Source organism: Flavobacterium sp. FG139 (genome assembly GCF_057809695.1).
This window is the reverse complement of sequence record NZ_JBMDKL010000003.1, coordinates 14,876-36,529: the sequence shown is the minus strand read 5'-3', so window position 1 is coordinate 36,529 and position 21,654 is coordinate 14,876. Positions and strand designations below refer to the sequence as shown.

The following is a 21,654-nucleotide window of genomic DNA, read 5'->3' as shown; positions in this document are numbered from 1 at the left end:
TAGTTGATTACTTTTGCACCGAATTAAAAAATACTTTTAAAAATTACAACTTTTAGAAGCGACACAAACAACACAAAACAAACTTATTCTTTTCCAATGAACAACAACGCATTATACGAAAAAGAACTTTCTTTTCAAGCAGACCGCAGAAAAGCAGCTGTCGAATTTATCAAAATTATCAGTGATTTATGGTACGACAAATCCATCGAACTTATTTTCTTTAGAAATCAATTAATCGATCGAAATGTAAGCGACATTATTAACTTACATGAATACGCTGGCGAATTTGTACAAAAGCCTATCAATGTTTTTGATACCGTAGAAATTGCCAATGCCATTATGAATTTAGATTTACCGCCATCGCGATTGGATATTGGTAAATTAACCTACGAATACCATTTAGAAGACAACAAATACCACGATGCTAAAGCATTTGTAATTGACAAATTAAGAGGCGCCAAAAACTCTCAAGAAATTATGCCAAAAGACGTGGTACTTTATGGTTTTGGCAGAATTGGTAGACTTTTAGCCCGTGAAATGATGAGTAAAATTGGAAAAGGGCAACAACTCCGATTGCGTGCTATTGTTACTCGCGACAGAAACGATGCCCAATCGTTAGAAAAAAGAGCTTCATTATTGCGCTATGATTCGGTTCACGGCGACTTTGAGGGTTCTGTTACTGCCGACCCTGAAAACAATGCTTTAATAATTAACGGAACTACCGTTCATATCATTACAGCCAATTCCCCTGAAGAAATTGATTACACTAAATACGGTATCGAAGAAGCCTTAGTTATTGACAATACTGGTGCTTTTACTACAGAGGAAGCATTAAAACGTCATTTAACCTCTAACGGAGTGGATAAAGTGTTATTAACGGCACCTGGCAAAGGAGTTCCAAATATTGTATACGGAGTAAATCACAACGAATACAATCCAGATGACGTAAACATTTTTTCGGCAGCCTCTTGCACTACCAATGCTATTACCCCAGTTTTAAAAGCTATTGAAGACACCTTGGGTGTGGTAAAAGGCCATTTAGAAACTATTCACGCGTATACTAACGATCAAAATTTGGTAGACAATATGCACAAAAAATACCGTCGTGGTAGAGCAGCTGCCTTGAATATGGTTATCACCGAAACAGGTGCAGGAAGTGCCGTTGCCAAAGCATTACCTAGTTTAGCAGGTAAATTAACTTCCAATGCTATTCGGGTTCCAGTGCCAAATGGTTCTTTAGTGGTTTTGAATTTAGAAGTCGGTAAAGAAACTTCAATTAATGATGTAAACAACATCATGAGACATTATGCTTTGGAAGGAGAATTGGTAGAACAAATTAAGTATTCACTTAACAACGAATTGGTTTCTTCAGACATAGTAGGTACTTCAGCACCATCGATATTCGACAGTAATGCCACTATCGTTTCTGCTGACGGAAAAAATATAGTGTTGTATGTATGGTACGATAACGAATACGGTTACAGTCATCAGGTAATTCGATTGGCTAAATACATCGCTAAAGTGAGACGTTATACGTATTATTAATAGAAATTAATTCGAATTTTAAGTCCGTTTTGCTCATTTATACTGAGCAAAACGGACTTTTTTAGTTAAGATTTGATTAATAAGTTACAAAAATGTAAATTCTTTTAAAAAAAATTATATTTTAGCGCCATCAATAGTAATCCCGATCTACTAAATGAAAAAAATAATAACGCTAATGCTTCTAATAGCATTCCAATTTGCTAGCGCGCAGATTACGAGTTCAGCTACTGTAAATAACAAAGTGACTACCTACAAAAATGGGTATAACGGAATGGAGTACATCGTTACTTCCAAAAAAGAAACAGTTATCGTGAGTACGTTCAACTCTAAATTGAACATCAAATCAGAAATTGCTGAGAAAATCTACAATTATTACAATCAAAATAAAGACAATTCTTATCAAGATGGGGATACCATTACCATTCATGGCAACGATGCTAAAGTGACTGGAAGATTTGTGGTAACCAAAAAAGGTAAACTAATAGCCGTGGAATTCTACTATGAAAAGGTAGAATGGAATTCGGGACTTACGGAACTATACAAAAAAAATATTGGTTAGTATTAAACGACCAACTTCACAAAAGCGCTAAGGTTTTCTTAGCGCTTTTTTTTATTTCTATCACTATTACATTTATCAGCATTGTTAAATGTAAGAATTATACATAACTATAAAACTTTTTAATGCATTACATCGATTTTATTTGTTGTTTAAACAGACAAGTGCTAGTTTTATAATCCCAAACAAAAGCAGTATAAAGTAATTTAACATTTAGATATTTTCCCCAAATCTATCTATAAATCTTAACCTACGACTATGAGAAAAATGATTTTCATTTTGCTAATAAGCTCCTATTTTTCCTATTCGCAAAGTATCCAAAAAGTGGAACCTTACCAGTATGGAAAAAATGGTATGGAATATATTGTGAAGAGTAGTACTGGCAAAATGGTTGTAGTTAGCACATTTAACTCGAGACCTACCATAATTGAAGAAGTAGCTGAAAAAATGTATATCTATTTTAGAGATAAAACCCCTAACGATGGCGATAAAATTACACTTTTGACTAAAAATGCTATTGTTAAAGGAACCTGTTATATTAAAACTAAAGATCATTTAACTTCTGTCGAATTCTACTATGAATCTGTCGAGTGGGATAATGGAATTACCGAAGTCTACCACAATCCTGATGTGCCTGTGACAAGTGCTATAGCAGATAGTGATGAATAGAACCAAATATAGATAAATAAAAAACGCTCCATTTTCATGGAGCGTTTTACTTTGCAAAAATATATTACTAACCAATTAGGCATTACCTGCGGCAGCAATTAAGTTCAATGCCGAACCTGCTTTAAACCATCCAATTTGACTATCATTATAAGTATGATTTGCCAAAATATTTTCTACAGAACCATCTGCATGAGTGATTTCAATAGTTAATGGTTTTCCTGGAGCAAAACTCGTCAAGTCAACAAAGTTGAAAGTATCGTTTTCTTGAATTTTATCATAATCGGCTTCGTTAGCAAAAGTCAAAGCTAACATTCCTTGTTTTTTCAAGTTTGTTTCGTGGATACGAGCAAATGATTTTACTAAAACCGCTTTCACTCCTAAGAAACGTGGTTCCATAGCAGCATGTTCACGTGAAGAACCTTCACCATAATTTTGATCCCCAACTACAATACTTGGAACTCCAGCCGCTTTATAGGCTCTTGCAACAGCAGGAACAGCAGCATACTCTCCAGTTAATTGATTTTTAACTTTATTAGCTTCTTGATTGTAGGCATTTACAGCACCAATCAACATATTATTAGAGATATTATCCAAATGACCACGGAAACGCAACCATGGACCTGCCATTGAAATGTGATCGGTAGTACATTTTCCAAAAGCTTTAATCAACAATTTAGCGTCTGTAATATTGTTACCATCCCAAGCATCAAATGGAGCTAGCAATTGCAATCTATCCGAAGTTTCACTTACTAATATTTGAACACCACTTCCATCAGCTGCTGGAGCTTGAAAACCATTATCGTCAACTGCAAAACCTCTTTTTGGTAATTCATCACCATTTGGAGGAAGTAATTTAACTGCTTCACCATTATCGTTTAATAATGTATCTGTAATTGGGTTGAACGATAAATCTCCTGAAATAGCCAAAGCAGCAACCATTTCTGGCGATGTTACAAAAGCATGGGTATTTGGATTTCCGTCAGCACGTTTAGAAAAATTTCTGTTGAACGAGTGCACAATAGTGTTTTTCTCACCTTTGTCTGCTCCTGCTCTATCCCACTGCCCAATACATGGTCCACAAGCATTGGTAAATACTTTAGTTCCCATTTTTTCAAACGTAGCAATGATTCCATCTCTTTCGATGGTATATCTAATTTGTTCAGAACCTGGATTGATTCCGAATTCAGCTTTTGGAGAAATTCCGTGAGCAACCGCTTGTTCTACAATAGATGCAGCACGTGCCATATCTTCGTAAGATGAGTTGGTACATGAACCGATTAATCCCCATTCCACTTTCAATGGCCAACCATTTTTAGCCGCTTCTTCTTTCATTTTAGAAACAGGTGTTCCTCTATCTGGAGTAAAAGGTCCGTTAATATATGGCTCTAATTCTGATAGATTAATTTCGATAACTTGATCAAAATATTTTTCTGGATCAGCATACACTGCAGCATCACCTGTTAAATAATCGGCAACTTTATCGGCAGCATCCACTACGTCTTGACGACCTGTTGAAGTCAAATAGCGTCTCATTGAATCATCATATCCAAAAGTTGAAGTAGTAGCACCAATTTCGGCACCCATATTACAAATCGTTCCTTTACCAGTACACGACATATTAGTAGCACCTTCGCCAAAATATTCTACAATAGCACCAGTTCCGCCTTTTACAGTAAGAATATCAGCTACTTTTAGAATAACGTCTTTTGGAGCGGTCCAACCGTTTAATTTTCCGGTCAATTTCACACCGATAAGTTTTGGAAATTTCAACTCCCAAGACATACCCGACATTACATCAACAGCATCAGCTCCACCTACACCAATAGCTAGCATCCCTAATCCACCTGCATTTACAGTATGTGAATCGGTACCAATCATCATTCCACCTGGGAATGCATAATTTTCTAAAACAATTTGGTGGATAATTCCTGATCCTGGTTTCCAAAATCCAATTCCGTATTTGTTAGACACAGATGAAAGGAAATCGAAAACTTCTTTTGATTGCGAGTTCGCTACAGCTAAATCGGTAGTAGCACCCACTTTTGCTTGAATTAAGTGATCACAGTGAACGGTAGTTGGAACCGCTACGGTTTTCTTTCCTGCATGCATGAACTGTAATAATGCCATTTGAGCTGTTGCATCTTGACATGCTACCCTATCTGGAGCAAAATCAACATAATCTTTTCCTCTTGAAAAAGCTTGAGAAGGCATTCCTTCCCATAAATGTGAATATAAAATCTTTTCTGAAAGTGTTAAAGGTCGACCAACAAACTCACGTGCTTTGTCTACACGTTCTGCCATAGTTCCGTACACTTTTTTAATCATTTCAATATCGAAAGCCATAATAAAAATAGGTTTTTTTGTTTGCATTGCAAATTTACGAAATCGATGTTCCATTAAAAAATTTTTAATCAAATATCTTTATTGAAAGAAATAATTTGCGAAAACAAGAATTTCACTACATGATTTTTATTAAAATCGTATTTTTAAGAAGAAATAGTAAATATTAGTTAATATTTAATGGAATTAGTGGTATTCCTTGTTTAAAAAAGACACAATCTAACGGATTACAATAGGCCTTTTCCTGTGATGGCATAGTGACAATACAACAAAAGATAGGTCAGCAAGATACAGGCTAGAATAAGCAACACTTTTTTAAACCAAGAATTATAAAAAGTAACTTGTTTTAAAAGATGTAAAATACCAATAAGAATAGCAGACAATACACTAACTACCAACAAGATGATTCCTATTAGTACTAGAATTGCAGAATTTGTAAAACCACTTAAAAAAAACATATCGGTTGTTACAACAACTTATCAATAATCATTTCTTCGGTAATACCTTCAGCGTCGGCTTTGTAATTTTTTATGATTCTGTGACGTAAAATTCCAGTAGCCACTGCTTTTACATCTTCAATGTCGGGTGAAAATTTGCCGTTAAAAGCGGCATTGGCTTTAGCTGCCAAAATTAAGTTTTGCGAAGCTCTAGGCCCAGCACCCCAATCTAAATAATTATTAACATAATCAGTAGACAACGCACTTTTAGGACGCGTTTTTCCAACCAAAGTCACGGCGTATTCAATCACATTATCAGCAACAGGTATACGGCGAATTAAATGTTGAAAATCGATAATTTCTTGTCCTGAAAACAAAGCGTTTATAGTTGGTTTTGCGTCGGATGTAGTGCTTTTTACAACTTCAACTTCTTCAGCAAAAGTGGGATAATCTAGTTTTATCGCAAACATAAAACGGTCCAATTGTGCTTCAGGTAATGGATACGTTCCTTCTTGTTCAATTGGATTTTGAGTTGCTAAAACAAAATAAGGCAAATCGAGTTTGTAATTTTGCCCAGCAATAGTTACCGCGCGTTCTTGCATGGCTTCTAGCAAAGCGGCTTGCGTTTTTGGCGGTGTTCTGTTAATCTCATCGGCGAGAATAATATTGGAAAATATAGGTCCTTTTATAAATTTGAAATGACGACTTTCATCTAAAATTTCACTTCCTAAAATATCAGACGGCATCAAATCGGGTGTAAACTGAATGCGTTTAAAATCCAACCCTAAAGCTTGTGCAATCGTATTTACCATTAACGTTTTTGCCAATCCTGGAACACCTACCAATAAGGCATGCCCACCAGAAAAAATGCTAAGTAAAATTTGATCTACGACATCATCTTGACCAATAATTATTTTAGAGATTTCTTTCTTTAATTCGGTTCTTTTTTGAACAAGGTTTTGAATAGCTGTTACGTCTGACATTTTGGTTCGCTAGATTGTTAGATTAATAGATTGTTATGATGTAACAAAAGGTTTGTTTAAATATTTTCGTAATTACAAAACTATTTTTTCAACCAATTATTAGTAAAGGTACAATCTTTATACTCCCCATTAATTTTGATATACGTCTCTTTTATCTTCTTTTCTGACCATTTTGCAATGGCTTCAATCTGTTTTTCTTTAAGAGCCAATTCTTTAATTTTGGTATAATCTTTACTAAAATCGGCGATATGATCTTCAATTTTGTTGGTAACCATTATAATTTTATAACGTTTTCCTGCTTTTGGATCTTCGTCTAAAATCACATTAGATATCGTACCACTTTTCATATTAGAAACTTGACCGTACAATTCAGGATCCATTTTAGTCAATTCAAAATGAGTATCTTGAGTTTTAGGATTAATTAAAGTCCCACCATTAGCACGTGTCTCTTTTTCGTCCGACATGGTTCTTGCTGCTTCAGCAAAAGTAATTTCCTTATCTTGAATACGTTTTTTAATCAATTCAATTTTATCTTTAGCTTCTTTAAGGGCATCTGGAGTTACTTTTGGCGTCATTAATATGTGACGCAATTCTAAATCTTGCCCTTTAATTTTTTCCAAATAAATGATATGAAATCCGAATTCAGTTTCAAAAGGTTCTGAGATTTCACCTTCTTGAAGCGAATACGCCACATCTTTAAATTCTTTTACAAAAGGTGTTTTTTTATTTATTTTATAAAAACCACCACTTGACCTAGACCCAGGATCTTCTGTATACAAAACGGCTTTAGTAGTAAAACTAGCGCCTTCTTGAACTTGTTTTTTAATTTCTTTCAAACGATCAATAACTGCTTGTTTTTCCGCAGCAGAAACTTTTGGTGTTACAACAATTTGAGCAATTTCCAATTCGGCTCCTAACAATGGACGTTCTGATTCTGGTATTTTTTTAAAGAAATTTCTGGTTTCTTCAGGTGTAATCTCAATTGGATCAATGATTTTCTTTTGCATTTCTGAAGCCAATTTTTGTTGCTTCAAGATTTCAAAAAGTTCAGTTTTAAATTCGTCTTCATTATTTTTCTTGAAATACTTCACTACAGCATCCATTGATTTCAATTGCTCAACCATATAGTCAATTTGTTGATTCATTTTTTCCTTAACTTCTTCGTCTTTTACCACGATAGAATCTTGAATGGCTTGGTGCGCATACAATTTATCTTCTAAAATCTTACCCAACATTTGGCATCTAGTGATGTCTTTGGTTGACGAACCAGAACTTTCAATTTCTAGAAAGGCTTTATCGATATCAGAATCAAGAACAATATAATCTCCAACCGTGGCAATAATCCCATCAACACGTTGTCTTTTTGATTGCTGAACAGCTTTTTTCTCGGGCTCTTTATCTTTTATAATCTCTTGTGAAAAACCGTAAAACCCAATTAAAAAAAGGAAAATACTCAATACACGTTTATTGTTCAATACATTCATCATTATTCGATTGTTATTTTTTAATTTGATTTTTTACTTTTTCGAAAACGTCTTTATTTAAGTTGACCGTAAACTCTTTTTTAAGTTCATCTACCCAGTTTTGTTCTAAATATTGTTGGTAATCATTTACTAATTTACCTTTACATTCATCAATATTTTTAACTCCGGCAGGAATTACTTTTGTGACTTTAGTAACAAAATAATAGTCGCCTTTATTAGTGATTTCTGAAACGCCAACTTCCATTTTGGTATCTTTTGGAAGCGCTTCTGCACCTTCTTCATAGATACCTTCATACACCATAACATTAAGTGTTTCTTTAGTATTGAATTTATCTTTTATAACTTTTGCCTCTTGATTTTTTTTCACCATTGCCAATACTTTCTTCATCACATCCAACTTGGTTGACGAATATACTTCAGTAGCCACTCTAGTTTTCCACTGATAGTTATTTTTGTGACTCTCATAAAATGCGTTCAAACCAATAGTATCGGTTTTAGAACGTTGCCAAATTTCTTTATCCATTAAGTCAAACAAAAGCAATCCGTCACGGTATTCATCCATAACCGCTGAAAACTCGGGAAACTCATTTTCTAAGTTATCATTATTATATTGGTTGCGTTGCTCATCAGCAAAATTTTCAAACAACTTCTCAGTCAATTTATCAAGTGGTTTGATAGCGATACCCGATTTTTGTTGGGTAACAATATAACTCAAGAAAGCATCTCCTGTTATAGCTTTAGTTCCTATGTTAAATAAGGTCCCTGCATATTTTTTGGTATCTGTTGGCGCTTCCCATTTCCCTTCATAAAAACTATCCGTCACCAATTTAGCTATGGCACTATACAGTTTAGCATCTCTTTTAACAGGATATTTTTTTCTTAATTTCTCGGTTAATGAATTGGTAATTAATCGAGAACGATCATCTTTACTGATTTTATTTTCCAACTCTACTCTACTCTCATCATACGATTTTATTGGAAATTTATCAATTAACCTAACGATATGCCATCCAAATTGAGTTTCAAATGGTTTAGATATTGGGTTCTCTTTGGTTAATGAAAAAGCTTGGTTTTCAAATTCCTCAGAACTTAATTGCCCCGATCCAAAACGATTTAAAACGCCTCCTTTGGTGGCTGATGATTTATCTTCTGAAAATTGTTTGGCTAATTCTTCAAACTTTTCGCCTTGTTGTAATTTTTTGTAAACATCTTCAATAGTCGCTTTAGCCACATCGGAAACATCCATATCATTTTTTTGTTTTAACAACATAATGTGCGCTACAGAAACATCGCCCCTATTATCTCTTATGTCATTAACCTTAATTAAATGGTATCCGAAACGTGTTCTAACTGGCATCGATATACTTCCAACTGGAGTATTAAACGTACCATTTTCGAAAGCATATACCATTCTAAAACTGGTAAAATACCCTAAATTACCTTTATTTTCTTTAGCTGATGGATCTTGAGAAACTTCTTGAGCTACTTTACCAAAATCTTCACCTTTTACAATTCTATCACGAATTGCAATTGTTTTCTTGTAAGCTGCTAAAGTATCAGCAGGCGCAGCATTTTCATCCAACAAAATAAGTATATGAGAAGCATTAACTTCTTTTAAAAGTCGTTTATACCCTTCATCTACAAGTTCTTTAGTAACCTTAGAATCAGTGGTGTAATTTTTTGCTAATTGTGTTCTATACGTTTTAAGCTCACTTTGGTATTGCGATCCATTCTGAAGTCCTAGTTTGTTGGCTTTATTTACTTTTAACTTATACCCCACAAACAACTCTAGATATTGATTCAAATCTTTTTGAGATTCGTCTTTTACTAAGTCTAAATTTTTATTATATACTCTAATAAATTCGTCAGTATAATACGGTTTACCATCTATTGTAAATAAAATTTCTTTGGTACTACTTTGTGCAATAACGGCATGAGCAACACACAGCAACAATCCTAAAAACAAATGTTTCAACTTCATATTTATTTCTTAATAAGTTAGATCAAATTTAATAGCTATCACAACTATATATATTGTGAGTAACAATCAACAAAAGTAACAAATCGATGATATTAAACAAGCATCACTTATACTATTAACAAAAATTTATTAACACAAATCGAATTGAACCAAACTCAAAAGCAAACTAACAGTGGTTATTTATTTAATAAATACTATTTTTGCAGACCATTACAAAAATTATGAGCTTTTTACAAGAAATATTACGTCGAAGAACGTTCGGAATTATATCGCATCCCGATGCTGGTAAAACCACTTTAACAGAAAAATTATTGCTTTTTGGAGGCGCCATTCAAGAAGCTGGAGCCGTTAAAAATAATAAGATTAAAAAAGGAGCTACGAGTGACTTTATGGAAATTGAACGCCAAAGAGGAATTTCGGTGGCAACCTCGGTTTTGGCTTTTATCTACAAAGACAAAAAAATCAATATTCTGGATACTCCCGGACACAAAGATTTTGCAGAAGATACTTTTAGAACCCTAACGGCTGTTGACAGTGTTATTGTAGTAATTGACGTTGCCAAAGGAGTTGAGGAACAAACCGAGAAATTAGTATCGGTGTGTAGAATGAGAAAAATTCCGATTATTGTTTTCATCAACAAATTAGACCGTGAAGGAAAAGACGCCTTCGACTTAATGGATGAAGTAGAACAAAAACTAGGATTGCAAGTAACGCCTTTGAGTTTTCCAATCGGAATGGGTTATGATTTCCAAGGGATATACAACATTTGGGAGAAGAACATCAATCTTTTTAGCGGTGACAGCAGAAAAAACATTGAAGACACCATTGCTATTTCCGACCTAATGAGTCCAGATTTAGAAAAACTGATAGGCCAAAAACCTGCTGACAAACTTCGTGAAGAGCTAGAATTGATTCAAGAAGTCTATCCAGCATTTGACAGAGAACAATACTTAGAAGGAAACTTACAACCGGTATTTTTTGGTTCGGCATTGAATAATTTTGGAGTTAGAGAATTATTAGATTGTTTTATAGAAATAGCGCCATCCCCAAAACCAAAAGAATCGGATACCCGATTAGTTAATCCCGAAGAAGAAAAACTATCTGGTTTTGTATTTAAGATTCATGCCAATATGGATCCAAAACACCGAGATCGATTGGCGTTTATAAAAATTGTTTCGGGTACTTTTGAACGAAATAAACCCTATACTCATGTTCGATTAAACAAAGTATTGAAGTTCTCAAGTCCGAATGCCTTTTTTGCTGAAAAGAAAGAAATAGTAGACATCTCTTATCCTGGTGATATTGTTGGACTTCACGACACAGGAAATTTTAAAATTGGCGATACCTTAACCGAAGGTGAAATCATGAACTTCAGAGGTATTCCAAGTTTTTCACCAGAGCATTTTAGATACATTAACAATGCCGATCCTATGAAAGCGAAACAACTTGACAAAGGAGTGGATCAGTTAATGGATGAAGGAGTGGCACAGTTGTTTACCCTAGAAATGAACAATAGAAAAGTAATTGGGACGGTTGGTGCGCTACAATACGAAGTGATTCAATACCGATTAGAACATGAATATGGAGCTAAATGTACTTACGAAAACTTCCCAGTGCACAAAGCATGTTGGGTAAAACCCGATAATAATAAAAGTGAGGAGTTTAAAGAATTCAAAAGAGTCAAACAAAAATTTTTAGCACACGATAAATACGGTCAATTAGTATTTTTAGCAGATTCTGATTTCACTATACAAATGACACAAAGTAAGTATCCAAGTGTTAAATTATTTTTTACATCAGAATTTGAATAATTTTTAATTAAACTATCACGTTTTAGGGACTTTAACAGATTATTTTTTCCTTAATATCGTAAAATTATTATTTTTATTCAAAAAATGATTTTATATTTGCAAACTGAAATACAATTGTTATTATGAAGAATTTTATAAAATTTTCCTTGTTTTCATTTTTTTTAATGTCGGACTTTATGATGTTCGCACAACCCGGTGATCAAGACAACAACGGTGGCGGAGGTTTGGAAGGAACTGACCCTGCTCCTGCTCCAATAAATAGCAAGTTAATCATCTTAGCAGCTGTTGGTTTATTTTTTGCCTTTTATAAAATAAAAAATAGCATCAAAAAAGCATAACTCTTTTAAATATAATAAAAAAAGCCACTCAATGAGTGGCTTTTTTATTTTCATACCTAAAACAAAAGTTTTAAAACATTAAATCCTATTTAATTCCATCATACCTATTTCAACCAGTAAGCAAGACCTATGCTTAAATTGGTTTACTAAATACAAGAAAGATTTATTTACTTAATAAAAAACCCTCCTCAAGTATTTGAGGAGGGTTTAATGTATTTAGCTTTATTTAAAACTATCTTTTAATCACACGTAGTGTTTTAGTGTTTTCACCTTGAGTTACAATTACATTGTAAACACCAGATGGATAGTTAGTTCCTACTTCTAATGTTTGAACATCAGTAGTACTCACTTCTCTATTTTCAACTAATTTACCTAACATGTCATAAACCTTAACTTGTAGAACTTCTTCGCTGCTAGTTTTAACATCTAACTTGAAGTTATCCGCAAATGGGTTTGGAAGAGCCATTGCTTCAAATACTTTCATTCCTTGAGGTAAAGCAGTAACATCAACTATTGTTTTAGCATTTAAAGCTGCTGGTGTAGTTAATGTACATGATTTTCCGTAAGGTCCAAAAGTACCACCAATTTGAACAGCAACCTGAACAGTATAAGTAGTAGAACCTACTAATCCCGGAACAGTATTCAATTGGAATGAACGCAATGAACTATCAAAAGTATAGCTATAGCTTAAACTACTATTTGTAATTAAGAATCTATAAGCTGTAGCATTAGTCACAATGTTTGCATAAACCATTTCCGTTACGCTTGTTGCTGTATAATCACATTGTGATGCTTGCAACTGGCTTGTTGGGAATAATGGAGTAGTAACAGTACAAGATTGACCATATGGTAAGTAAGTACCGTCAGTATTTCTAACAGCTACTTCTATTTTATATGGAGTACTAAATTGAACATTGCTTAACAAACTAAATCTAAACTCTCTTAAAGGTCTATCAATAATTTGAACATCCGTTTGATTCAATAAGTTAGTAGCTTTAAATCTATAACCTGTTGAGAACGGAACAATATCAGCATAAACAACATCAGTCATCAAAGCAACTGTAGCGCCACATTGAGTACTAGAAATTTTAGTAGTTGTAGCTGGAGTTCTTACTGAACATGGACTTCCATAATAGCTTGCCCATACATTGTTTAAACGAACAGCAACTTCTACTTGATATTGAGTATCAAAAGCATAAGATGTCAATTGAGTTATTTTCAATGCACGTAATAGTGTATCTAAATATTGAACATCTGCTGGATTAGTACTAGGTACTCCGTTGATCATTTTAGTAACTTTCCAACGGTATCCTTGTGCATTCGAAACAATATTACTTAATATAGAATCATCTATATTAGTCAATGTTACACCACAATTAACTAAAGAAGAACAAGTTGCACTAATTGTAATTGGAGTTGAAGATGCTTGCGCACTTACACATCCTGTTACAGTATTAGTAATTACAACTCTATAAACTCCTACTACACCAGATGTGAAACTAGCCACATTACCTGGATTAGTAGCTCCTGCTGGAACAGTCCATACATAAGAGTAAGAACCTGCAGTTCCCGGAACAGCCGTTATTGTAGTAGTCGTATTAGGACAAATAACAGCACTTCCTAAACTAACCGTTACAGTTGGTAATGGATTAACCGTTACTGTTACTACATTACTTGTTGAAGAAGAACAAACACCACTTGTTACAACTGCTTGATAATACGTAGTAGCAGTTAAGTTTCCAGTACTCAATGAAGCTGACGTAGCTCCTGAAACATTAGTCCAAGGACCAGTTGCAGCTGAAGCTTGTTGCCATTGAATAGTACCTACATTTCCAGTTAATGAAAGTGTAGTACCAAAACCTGTACACAATTGTGAAGCAGCTGCTGATGCAGTACCTCCACTTGAAGCTGGATTAACATTTACTGTAGCAGTTGCTGTACGAATACATCCACTTGCATTTGTAGCTGTAGCGGTATAAGTAGTTGTAGCTGATGGTCTAGCATAAACACTAGTAACAGCTGTACCTGTATAAGCAATTGTACCTGCAGCATCTGTATATAAACCTGATGAAGGAGTAAATACAACTGAACCAACTGGTTTACAAATTACAGAACGTGTTCTTGATGTTGAATCTGATGTACAAGTACCATTCACTGAAATAAATCTTACTGAAGTTTGACTAGCATTATACCATGTAACAGGAGAAGGACCATACGCTAATACTGTAGCACCAGTTGAATCCATAATTGTTACATAATCACCTGCTAATGAAGAAACAAAAGTATATACTGTATTACTAGAAGTATTAACGACTGAATACTCTCCGGCATAACCTACAGTTGTAATTGAATTTGCTGTTGTCCCATCGCAAGTAGTTGGTGTAAAGGCAGTACCAGGATACTGACCATTGCCAATTTCAGTACAAGCTGTTGGAGACGGTATTGGGTTGCTTTGAGCAACAGCCAACATTACCGGAAGACCAACACTACATACAGTACTAGTAGCTGGAGAAACTACAAACGCAGAAGGTAATTCATTAACTGTTACTGTATGAGTAACTGTATTAGCACAACCAGCGGCATTTGAACCCGTTAATGTATATGTGGTAGTAGCTGTAGGATTAAATGTATATCCAGAAGCTGCAGAACCACTTACTCCTGTTGAAGGAGACCAAGTATAGGTATCATAATCACCTAATGTAGAGGTAACAGTTACTGGTGTTGTAGTTGACAATCCATTACAAACTGAACTTGAAGCACTACTAATTGATAAAGCAGGTGGAGCTGTAACTGTAGCTGTAACCGCAGTTCTAGCAGAAGAACAACCAGTAGATATTCCCCAATTATAGAAGAAATAATAAAAACCAGATAAAGTACCATCTGTTAATGTACATGCCGATCCAATATTATATGGATAAGCAGTTACTGGCAATGAAGCAGTCCCAGAATCTCTGAAACAAGAAGCAACAGAAACAGATTGATAGATAGTATAGCTTCCAGGAGCAATATTCCAATTTAAAGGCACAGTTACACCGGTACTACTAGCACCTGTAAAAGTATAATTTGTTGTATAAATTGGTGTTCCAGAAGTTGCAGAACCCGCATACAATACAATTGTATTTGTTCCTGATCCTTGAGGATACATAACAACTGAATTCAAATTAAAAGCAGTATTTGCAGTAAAATAAATTCCTCCCGTTGTGTTAGTACCCTCTGCTCCATTAGTTGACGGTTTACCTCCAGAAAAGGAAGAACCACCAACATTAGCCGCAACATAATAATCAGTAGTTGTTGCAATAGTTGGCGTAGTAAATGATGTACCTGTTCCTAGTGGAGAACCACCTGTAGCGGCAGCATACCAACTTAAGGTGTTACCTACAGAACCTGTAGCTCCTAATACAACAGTACCTGTACCACAACGAGTACCAGGAGTAGTAGATGTCACTGCTGGTGCATCAACACCAATAGTTACAGGATTAGTATCTGCATATGCACCACCATTTACACAAGTTACTCTTAAGTAATATGTTTCAGAAGCTGATAATACCGGCGTAGTATAGGTTGTACTTGTTGCACCACTTATAGCTCCTGCCGTATTATACCATTGGAATGAAATACCTGTAACTCCAGTTGAATAACCATTAGCGGTTAATGTAGCAGTTCCCGTATAACATACATTAGCAACAGATGATGATATTGTACCCGCTACTGGAGTTCCAGAACAAGCTGGCGGAACCAATACGGTAAAAGTATAATCTTCTACTTCTCTTCTTCCTCCTGTTGCTGGACATGCGCTTGTAGGGTTAGAATTATTATAATCCATCATTATACGCATTCTTGTATTACCCGGTATTGCAGTTACTGGAACAGCAAAACTTCCTGAGAATGCAGAAATATAACCTGTAGTATTTGCTACTCTTTCAGTTGTTTCAAAAACAGCGTTTTGATTCCAGTCAACCCAAATAGCAACACCAACTGTTGGTCCTGCTAAAGTAGTTGTAAAACTTACAGACTGACCTTGTAATTGCGAAGCACTTTGTGCTATAAAGCTACCATAACCTCCTGGTGAGAAACCAGAAGCTGTGTTATTAATATTGGTAACACCACCTGAAGTAGTAAATGCATCAAAATAGGAAGCAGTACTAGTTGATGCTGGTATAGTACAATAATTAGAAATTGTTAATTGAGCACCGGTTGATGTAACTGAACAAGTTCCATTAGAAGTAACGATACATCTGTAGAAATTAGCTGTACTTGCAGCAGTTGCTGTAGTCGTTACAACAGATAATGTAGAAGAAGTAGCTCCTGTATAAGTAACTGTAGCAGGTGTTAAATCAACAACATTGGAATATGGACCCGCTAATGTTGTAGCACTTTGCCATTGGTAAGTTGGTGTTGTAGCATTACTAACAACACTAAAAGTAGCAGTTCCACCTCCTATAACAGATGCAGCAACTGGTGCAGTAGTAATTGTTGGATTATTAATAATCAACTGTGCACCAGATGAAGAGGCATTAGAACATGGTGCAGCACCATAGGCTAAAGCTCTATAATAGTAGGTTCCAGAGGCTGGAGTTGAAGCTGTAGTAGTCACTCCTAATGAACCTGTATACGCATTACCAGTATAACTAGTACCCGTATAAGTAGCACCAACTGGAGTTCCGTTGGCTACATTATTCCATGAGGAATTATCTGTAGAATACTGCCATTGAACACCAGAGTAGTTACCAGTCAAAGCAGCACCAAAAGTAGCAGAACCACCTGTATAACAAACAGTCTGATTGGATGGAGAACTTGCAAAACTTGCACTTTGATTAATAGTTAATAAAGCAGTGTTAGAAGTTGCTGTATTAGCAGGACCAACAACATCAACTTTATATGTCCAACTATTATTAGCTGTAGTAAGACCTGATAAAGATAAAGTACCCAAAGTCGTAGTGTCATATGTAACACCTCCAAATGTTCCATCAGTTATTGCATTAAATCCTAAACCTTGGTTTTCATACCAAACATAAGAATTTACAGTACCAGAAGGAACTACGGTAAAGGTAGCGGTACCCGAACCTGTTTCACATAAAGACACATCTGCTGGATCTCCTGTAATACCAGTATCTCCAACATTTAAAGTTGCTGGGTTTGAATCTACAGCGCCACAAGGGCTAGTTCCAGAAACTGTACAATAATATTGATAACCATTTAAGGTAGCAGGAGTACCAGTAATTGTTAAAGTACTACTTGTAGCACCTCCATAGACACCTCCATTGGTTATAAGAGTAAATGGACCATTAGAAAAAGTAGGAGCATCATAAGGAGATTCATACCATTGGTAGGATAAACCTGTTCCTGTTGCAGTAACTGAGAACGAAGCATTATTACCAGTAAGAACTGTTTGAACAGCAGTACTCGTCGAAATCGATACTGGTTTATTTATTGTAATTACTTTTGTTACAGAAGTATAACAAGTAGGAGTAGTTCCAGCAGATGCAGTATAGGTAATGGTTACCGTACCCTCAGCCAATGGAGTCACTAATCCACTGCCATCAACAGTAGCAATAGAAATATCTGAAGAACTCCATGTCCCACCAGGGTAAGAGTTATTCAATTGAATATTATCAGAAGTATCATCTAAATTCAAACAAGTTGGTGAACTTGCTGGCGCACCTACAGTAGGCACAATAGTAATTGCAGACAATGTAGGATTATTTGTTACTGCTAAAGTAGTAGCACTTGTACCTATGTTGTTTACACCATTAACTGTAATATAGCCAGCAGTTACCCCTAATGGTGCTACAGCTGTGATTTGTGTATTACTTACAACGGTAAATGAAGTTGCATCAACACCATTAAACTTAACGGCTGTTGCCCCAGTAAATGCAGCACCATTAATCGTAATAGTTGAACCTGCTTGCGAACAAACTGCTGCAGGAGTAAAACTAGTAATTGCTGTTGGGATAGTCTCTACAATTACCTCATCGATAGCTTGATTACAAGTACCAGAACCATAGTTTGAGTTAGAAACAAAAGCTAACTTAATAGTTTGACCTGCATAAGCCGTTAAATCAATAATATTTGATTGCCATCCCGTAGTTGCATTTGTAGTTGCAAAAGTAGAATTTGAAGAACTGTGAGCATACAAAGCGGTATAGGCAGCACCGTTTACACTAATAAACACTTGCAATGGATACGGATCTGTACCTGTAGCCCCAGTTGTTCCTTTATACCCACCAGTACCTAAGAAATAGTTGTATTTAAATCTTTTCGGAGCTGCATCCAATGTGAATGAAGGCGTAAAAAGATTATAGGTGTTATAAGTTGTAACTGCATTAAATACATTTAAAAAAGCAAAACGAGTTGAAGCTGCAGGACCTGCAACACCATACGTAGCATCAGCTGTAGTTACTCCCCATTGGTAAGCAGCACCTGTTCCTGCTGATACACCCCAGCACCCTAAAGAAGTACTAGTTGCATCAAACGTTTCAGTAAAAGGAAACGAACTTACAGCATTACAAGGCGTTGTAAAAGTTGTAGCCGATGTCCAAGCACTATAATCACTACCACCACAAAATGTTCTAACATATACACTATAAGTAGTTTGAGCTGATAATCCAGTTACCGTAGCGGTAGCCGTAGGAGCTGTAACCGTTCCGTTTGCCGTTAAACCTGAAGCACCACTTCCGGCAACACCTGAAGCTCTCACTTCATATTGGTATGATGCTGGAGTTCCTGATACTGGAGCAGTCCATGAAATAGTTGCACCTGAAGTAGTAACTGCTGATGCAGTTACTGCAGTTGGTATAAAGCAACTCGGTGTTGGAGTTATAGAAACGTTGTCTAAATAAGTATCATAACCACCATTTCCTTGGAATAAGAATCCAACATAAACAATAGGTTGGTTTCCAGCAGCAAGTGGCAATGTAACCGTTTTGCCTGACCAACCTGTTGTAGCATTGTATCGTAAAAATTGTGATCCAACACTAGTCCAAGTAGATCCGTCAGTTGAATATTGAACTGTTACACCTTCTGTAAGGTATGATGTAGCTCCTCCATTATTGCTTTGGTACCATTGGAAATTAACATCAATACTTGATGAACCAGTTGTAATAAATGGAGCTGAAACCAAACGCGTTTGAGTACTATTACTATAAGAATTGTACATTACTTGATTAGTACCTTCTTGTGGTGTAGGCGCTGGTGTACCAGTTCCTGTAGTTGGGAATGTAAATCCTAACGAACCCGAGACAAACTGTTGTGACCAACAAGATGGCATAGTTGCAGCATTAAACCCTTGAACAACATTTAAACTTAAAGGAGCACAAGGCGTTGTAAAAGTACTAGATCCAGCCCAACCTGATAAATCAACAGCCGAACAATTAGAACGTACCCAAAAATAATAAGGAGTGTTTGATGTTAAACCTGTTAATGCAACTGTAGTAACACCAGCTGAAGTGCTACCCGTTGGAGTAGTCAAAGCTGTTGGAGCAGTATTGGATGTAGAAACATAATAATCATATCCATTTGTCGGAGCATTAGTTGGAGCTGTCCAACTGATACTTGCTCCATTAGAAGTAAGCGAGGAATAGGTTAAAACTGTCGGAGCAACACACGATGGTGTTAATTTAACAGAAAAGTCATCAAACCCTAAATACCATGGCGAACTTGTACTAGTATAGGCATTTACTCCAAAATAATACACCCCTGAAGAAGAAGGTGTAAAAGACCGAGTAACTAGAGTATAAGAGGTACCTCCTAGTGTAGTGGTAGCACCAACTACATAAGACGAACCTAAAGCAGTTGCTCCAGTTGAACTTTGTATACCATTTACATAAACATTACCATTCCAGCCGGAAGTCAAATCACCAACAAAGTAAAAACTAAAATCGTAAGAAGTTCCTGCAGTTAATTGAAATGGCGGAGTCCATAAATAATCTGGTGTTGCACCATAATATATAGTCATATAATTAGATGCACTTCTTGGATCGTTATAAGTATTGGATGCAGCATTGGAAGACGTCCAAGTACTTGACCCTGTCTGTTGAGCCCAACATGAAGGCAGGATAGCAGCACCGATAGAACCCATCGAATCAAAATTTTCTGTCCATGGAAAAGTAGAATTCGCTGAACTTGGTGTAAGAGTTATACTATTTGACGCAGTAGTATTTCCACTACACGTTACATTACAATAATAAGTATTGGCAGCTGTCAACGCTGGTGTTGTATAGGTTGCTGATGTTGCTCCAGATATTAACCCAGCTGAGTTATACCATTGGTAAGTTACACCAGAACCAGCAGTGGTATTCTGTAAAGATAAAAAAACTGCTCCATTGTAGCAAGGTGTTGTTGTACTAGCCACAGTATTACCTGGAGCAGGAGTACCTGAACAAGGAGGCAATGTATAATTAAATGCAGTAACTGGTCTTCTATAATTAGTAGATGTTAAAGTAGCACTTAGCGCTGTTGTTCCATTCCAATATTTAGTAGTATTGCTATTTGTGGTGCTAATACAAGTACTACCATATTCATAATCCCAAGTAATAGAAGTTGTTTGGGCTGTAGTTTGTGTATATTCTACATAAACAGCTAAATTGTTGGTTCCACCAGAATAAGCAAATGCAGAACTAAATGTAAATTGTTTAAACCCTGCGGTTGAGCCAACTTCAGTAACTCCAGTACCACTATACACTAAAGTGGCTGACGCAATTTCTGTAGCCCATGTGGGTGAAGTTGCTCCAAAATCGGTAGCTGTAGTTTGCTTCAAATAAACATTGAATGTAGTAGTACCAGTTAAGGAACCTGATGCGGCAATTCTTCTAAAAAAAATACTAGTTAAATTACTACCCGCAACAGTGGTTAATTGAGAAGCAGGTATAATGTACGCTGTTCTGTTCTTACTGTTTGCAGTAGTATTGCTATTCATAGGTCCATAGGTATTACTTCCTATCCCTACAGAACAAGTAGGAACTGTATAGCCTTGAGCATAAGCAGTACCACTTTGAAGTAGAAACACGAAGAACACAAATAAAGCTAGAATCCACGACGTTCGCATTTTACCACTAGAATTGGGCGCATTCCCAACCACATCGGGCTCTTGCGAGCTGAATTTCGAAATTTTTCGATAATTCAGAGAATTGTAGTTATTCATCATAAATTTAAAAAATTGGGTTAATTAATGTGTTAAAGTATAAATTATTTTAATAAGTCGTTAACATAAAATTCACAAAAACGACATAAAGGGTAAAAAAATCGATAAAATACATCCCAAACCATTCAATACACTATATAATAACACAATGATTATATTATAAGTGCTATTTTATGTAGGAAAGAGCGTATAACAGGCAATAAGACAATTATAATTTGAACCTGTTGATTCATCACAACAGATACTATTTTAAAACACTTAGAAACAAATCTAAAATGCTACCACAAAACCAACGCTATTTTTTACAAAAATAAAACCAAGAATAGACCTATTCCAACTATTTTTCCTCATCACCTCAGAACCTTTGCACC

At 35.6% G+C, this 21,654-nt stretch carries 10 protein-coding genes; 5 read left to right on the top strand and 5 right to left on the bottom strand.

Annotation, left to right across the window (positions count from 1 at the left end; genetic code table 11):
* Positions 1–96: 96 nt before the first annotated feature.
* The 3 genes from ACODSI_RS03020 (at position 97) to ACODSI_RS03010 (ending at position 2,770) form a co-directional block, all read left to right on the top strand.
* Positions 97–1,545, top strand: coding sequence for a glyceraldehyde-3-phosphate dehydrogenase (locus tag ACODSI_RS03020; RefSeq protein WP_488915372.1), 1,449 nt, complete (start codon positions 97–99; stop codon positions 1,543–1,545).
* 154 nt (positions 1,546–1,699) lie between these two features.
* Positions 1,700–2,104, top strand: coding sequence for a hypothetical protein (locus tag ACODSI_RS03015; protein WP_488915371.1), 405 nt, complete (start codon positions 1,700–1,702; stop codon positions 2,102–2,104).
* 255 nt (positions 2,105–2,359) lie between these two features.
* Entirely contained in the window at positions 2,360–2,770 is a 411-nt protein-coding gene (locus ACODSI_RS03010; RefSeq protein WP_488915370.1) for a hypothetical protein, read from the top strand.
* A gap of 75 nt (positions 2,771–2,845) precedes the next feature.
* Here the strand turns inward: ACODSI_RS03010 and ACODSI_RS03005 are convergent, their stop codons facing one another.
* The 4 genes from ACODSI_RS03005 to ACODSI_RS02990 all read right to left on the bottom strand — a co-directional run bounded on the left by ACODSI_RS03005 (position 2,846) and on the right by ACODSI_RS02990 (position 9,995).
* On the bottom strand, positions 2,846–5,113 hold the full coding sequence (locus ACODSI_RS03005; RefSeq protein ID WP_488915618.1) for an aconitate hydratase: 2,268 nt from the start codon (positions 5,111–5,113) through the stop codon (positions 2,846–2,848).
* Positions 5,114–5,576: 463 nt separating this feature from the next.
* Positions 5,577–6,530 carry an AAA family ATPase gene (locus tag ACODSI_RS03000; RefSeq protein WP_488915369.1) on the bottom strand — a complete coding sequence of 318 codons (954 nt, stop codon included), beginning with the start codon at positions 6,528–6,530 and terminating at the stop codon, positions 5,577–5,579.
* Positions 6,531–6,610: 80 nt separating this feature from the next.
* Complete coding sequence (locus ACODSI_RS02995; protein ID WP_488915617.1) at positions 6,611–8,014, bottom strand: peptidylprolyl isomerase; 1,404 nt, start codon at positions 8,012–8,014, stop codon at positions 6,611–6,613.
* A 13-nt stretch (positions 8,015–8,027) separates the two neighbouring features.
* On the bottom strand, positions 8,028–9,995 hold the full coding sequence (locus ACODSI_RS02990) for a peptidylprolyl isomerase (RefSeq protein ID WP_488915368.1): 1,968 nt from the start codon (positions 9,993–9,995) through the stop codon (positions 8,028–8,030).
* Positions 9,996–10,216: 221 nt separating this feature from the next.
* On the opposite strand from ACODSI_RS02990, the gene ACODSI_RS02985 reads away from it, so the two are divergent.
* Complete coding sequence (locus ACODSI_RS02985) at positions 10,217–11,806, top strand: peptide chain release factor 3 (RefSeq protein WP_488915367.1); 1,590 nt, start codon at positions 10,217–10,219, stop codon at positions 11,804–11,806.
* Between the two features lie 176 nt (positions 11,807–11,982).
* A complete protein-coding gene (locus tag ACODSI_RS02980; protein WP_488915366.1) occupies positions 11,983–12,144 on the top strand; it encodes a hypothetical protein in 162 nt (53 codons plus the stop codon).
* Positions 12,145–12,376: 232 nt separating this feature from the next.
* On the opposite strand, the gene ACODSI_RS02975 is transcribed toward ACODSI_RS02980, so the two are convergent.
* Positions 12,377–21,286, bottom strand: coding sequence for a DUF8696 domain-containing protein (locus ACODSI_RS02975; protein ID WP_488915365.1), 8,910 nt, complete (start codon positions 21,284–21,286; stop codon positions 12,377–12,379).
* Between the last annotated feature and the right edge of the window lie 368 nt (positions 21,287–21,654).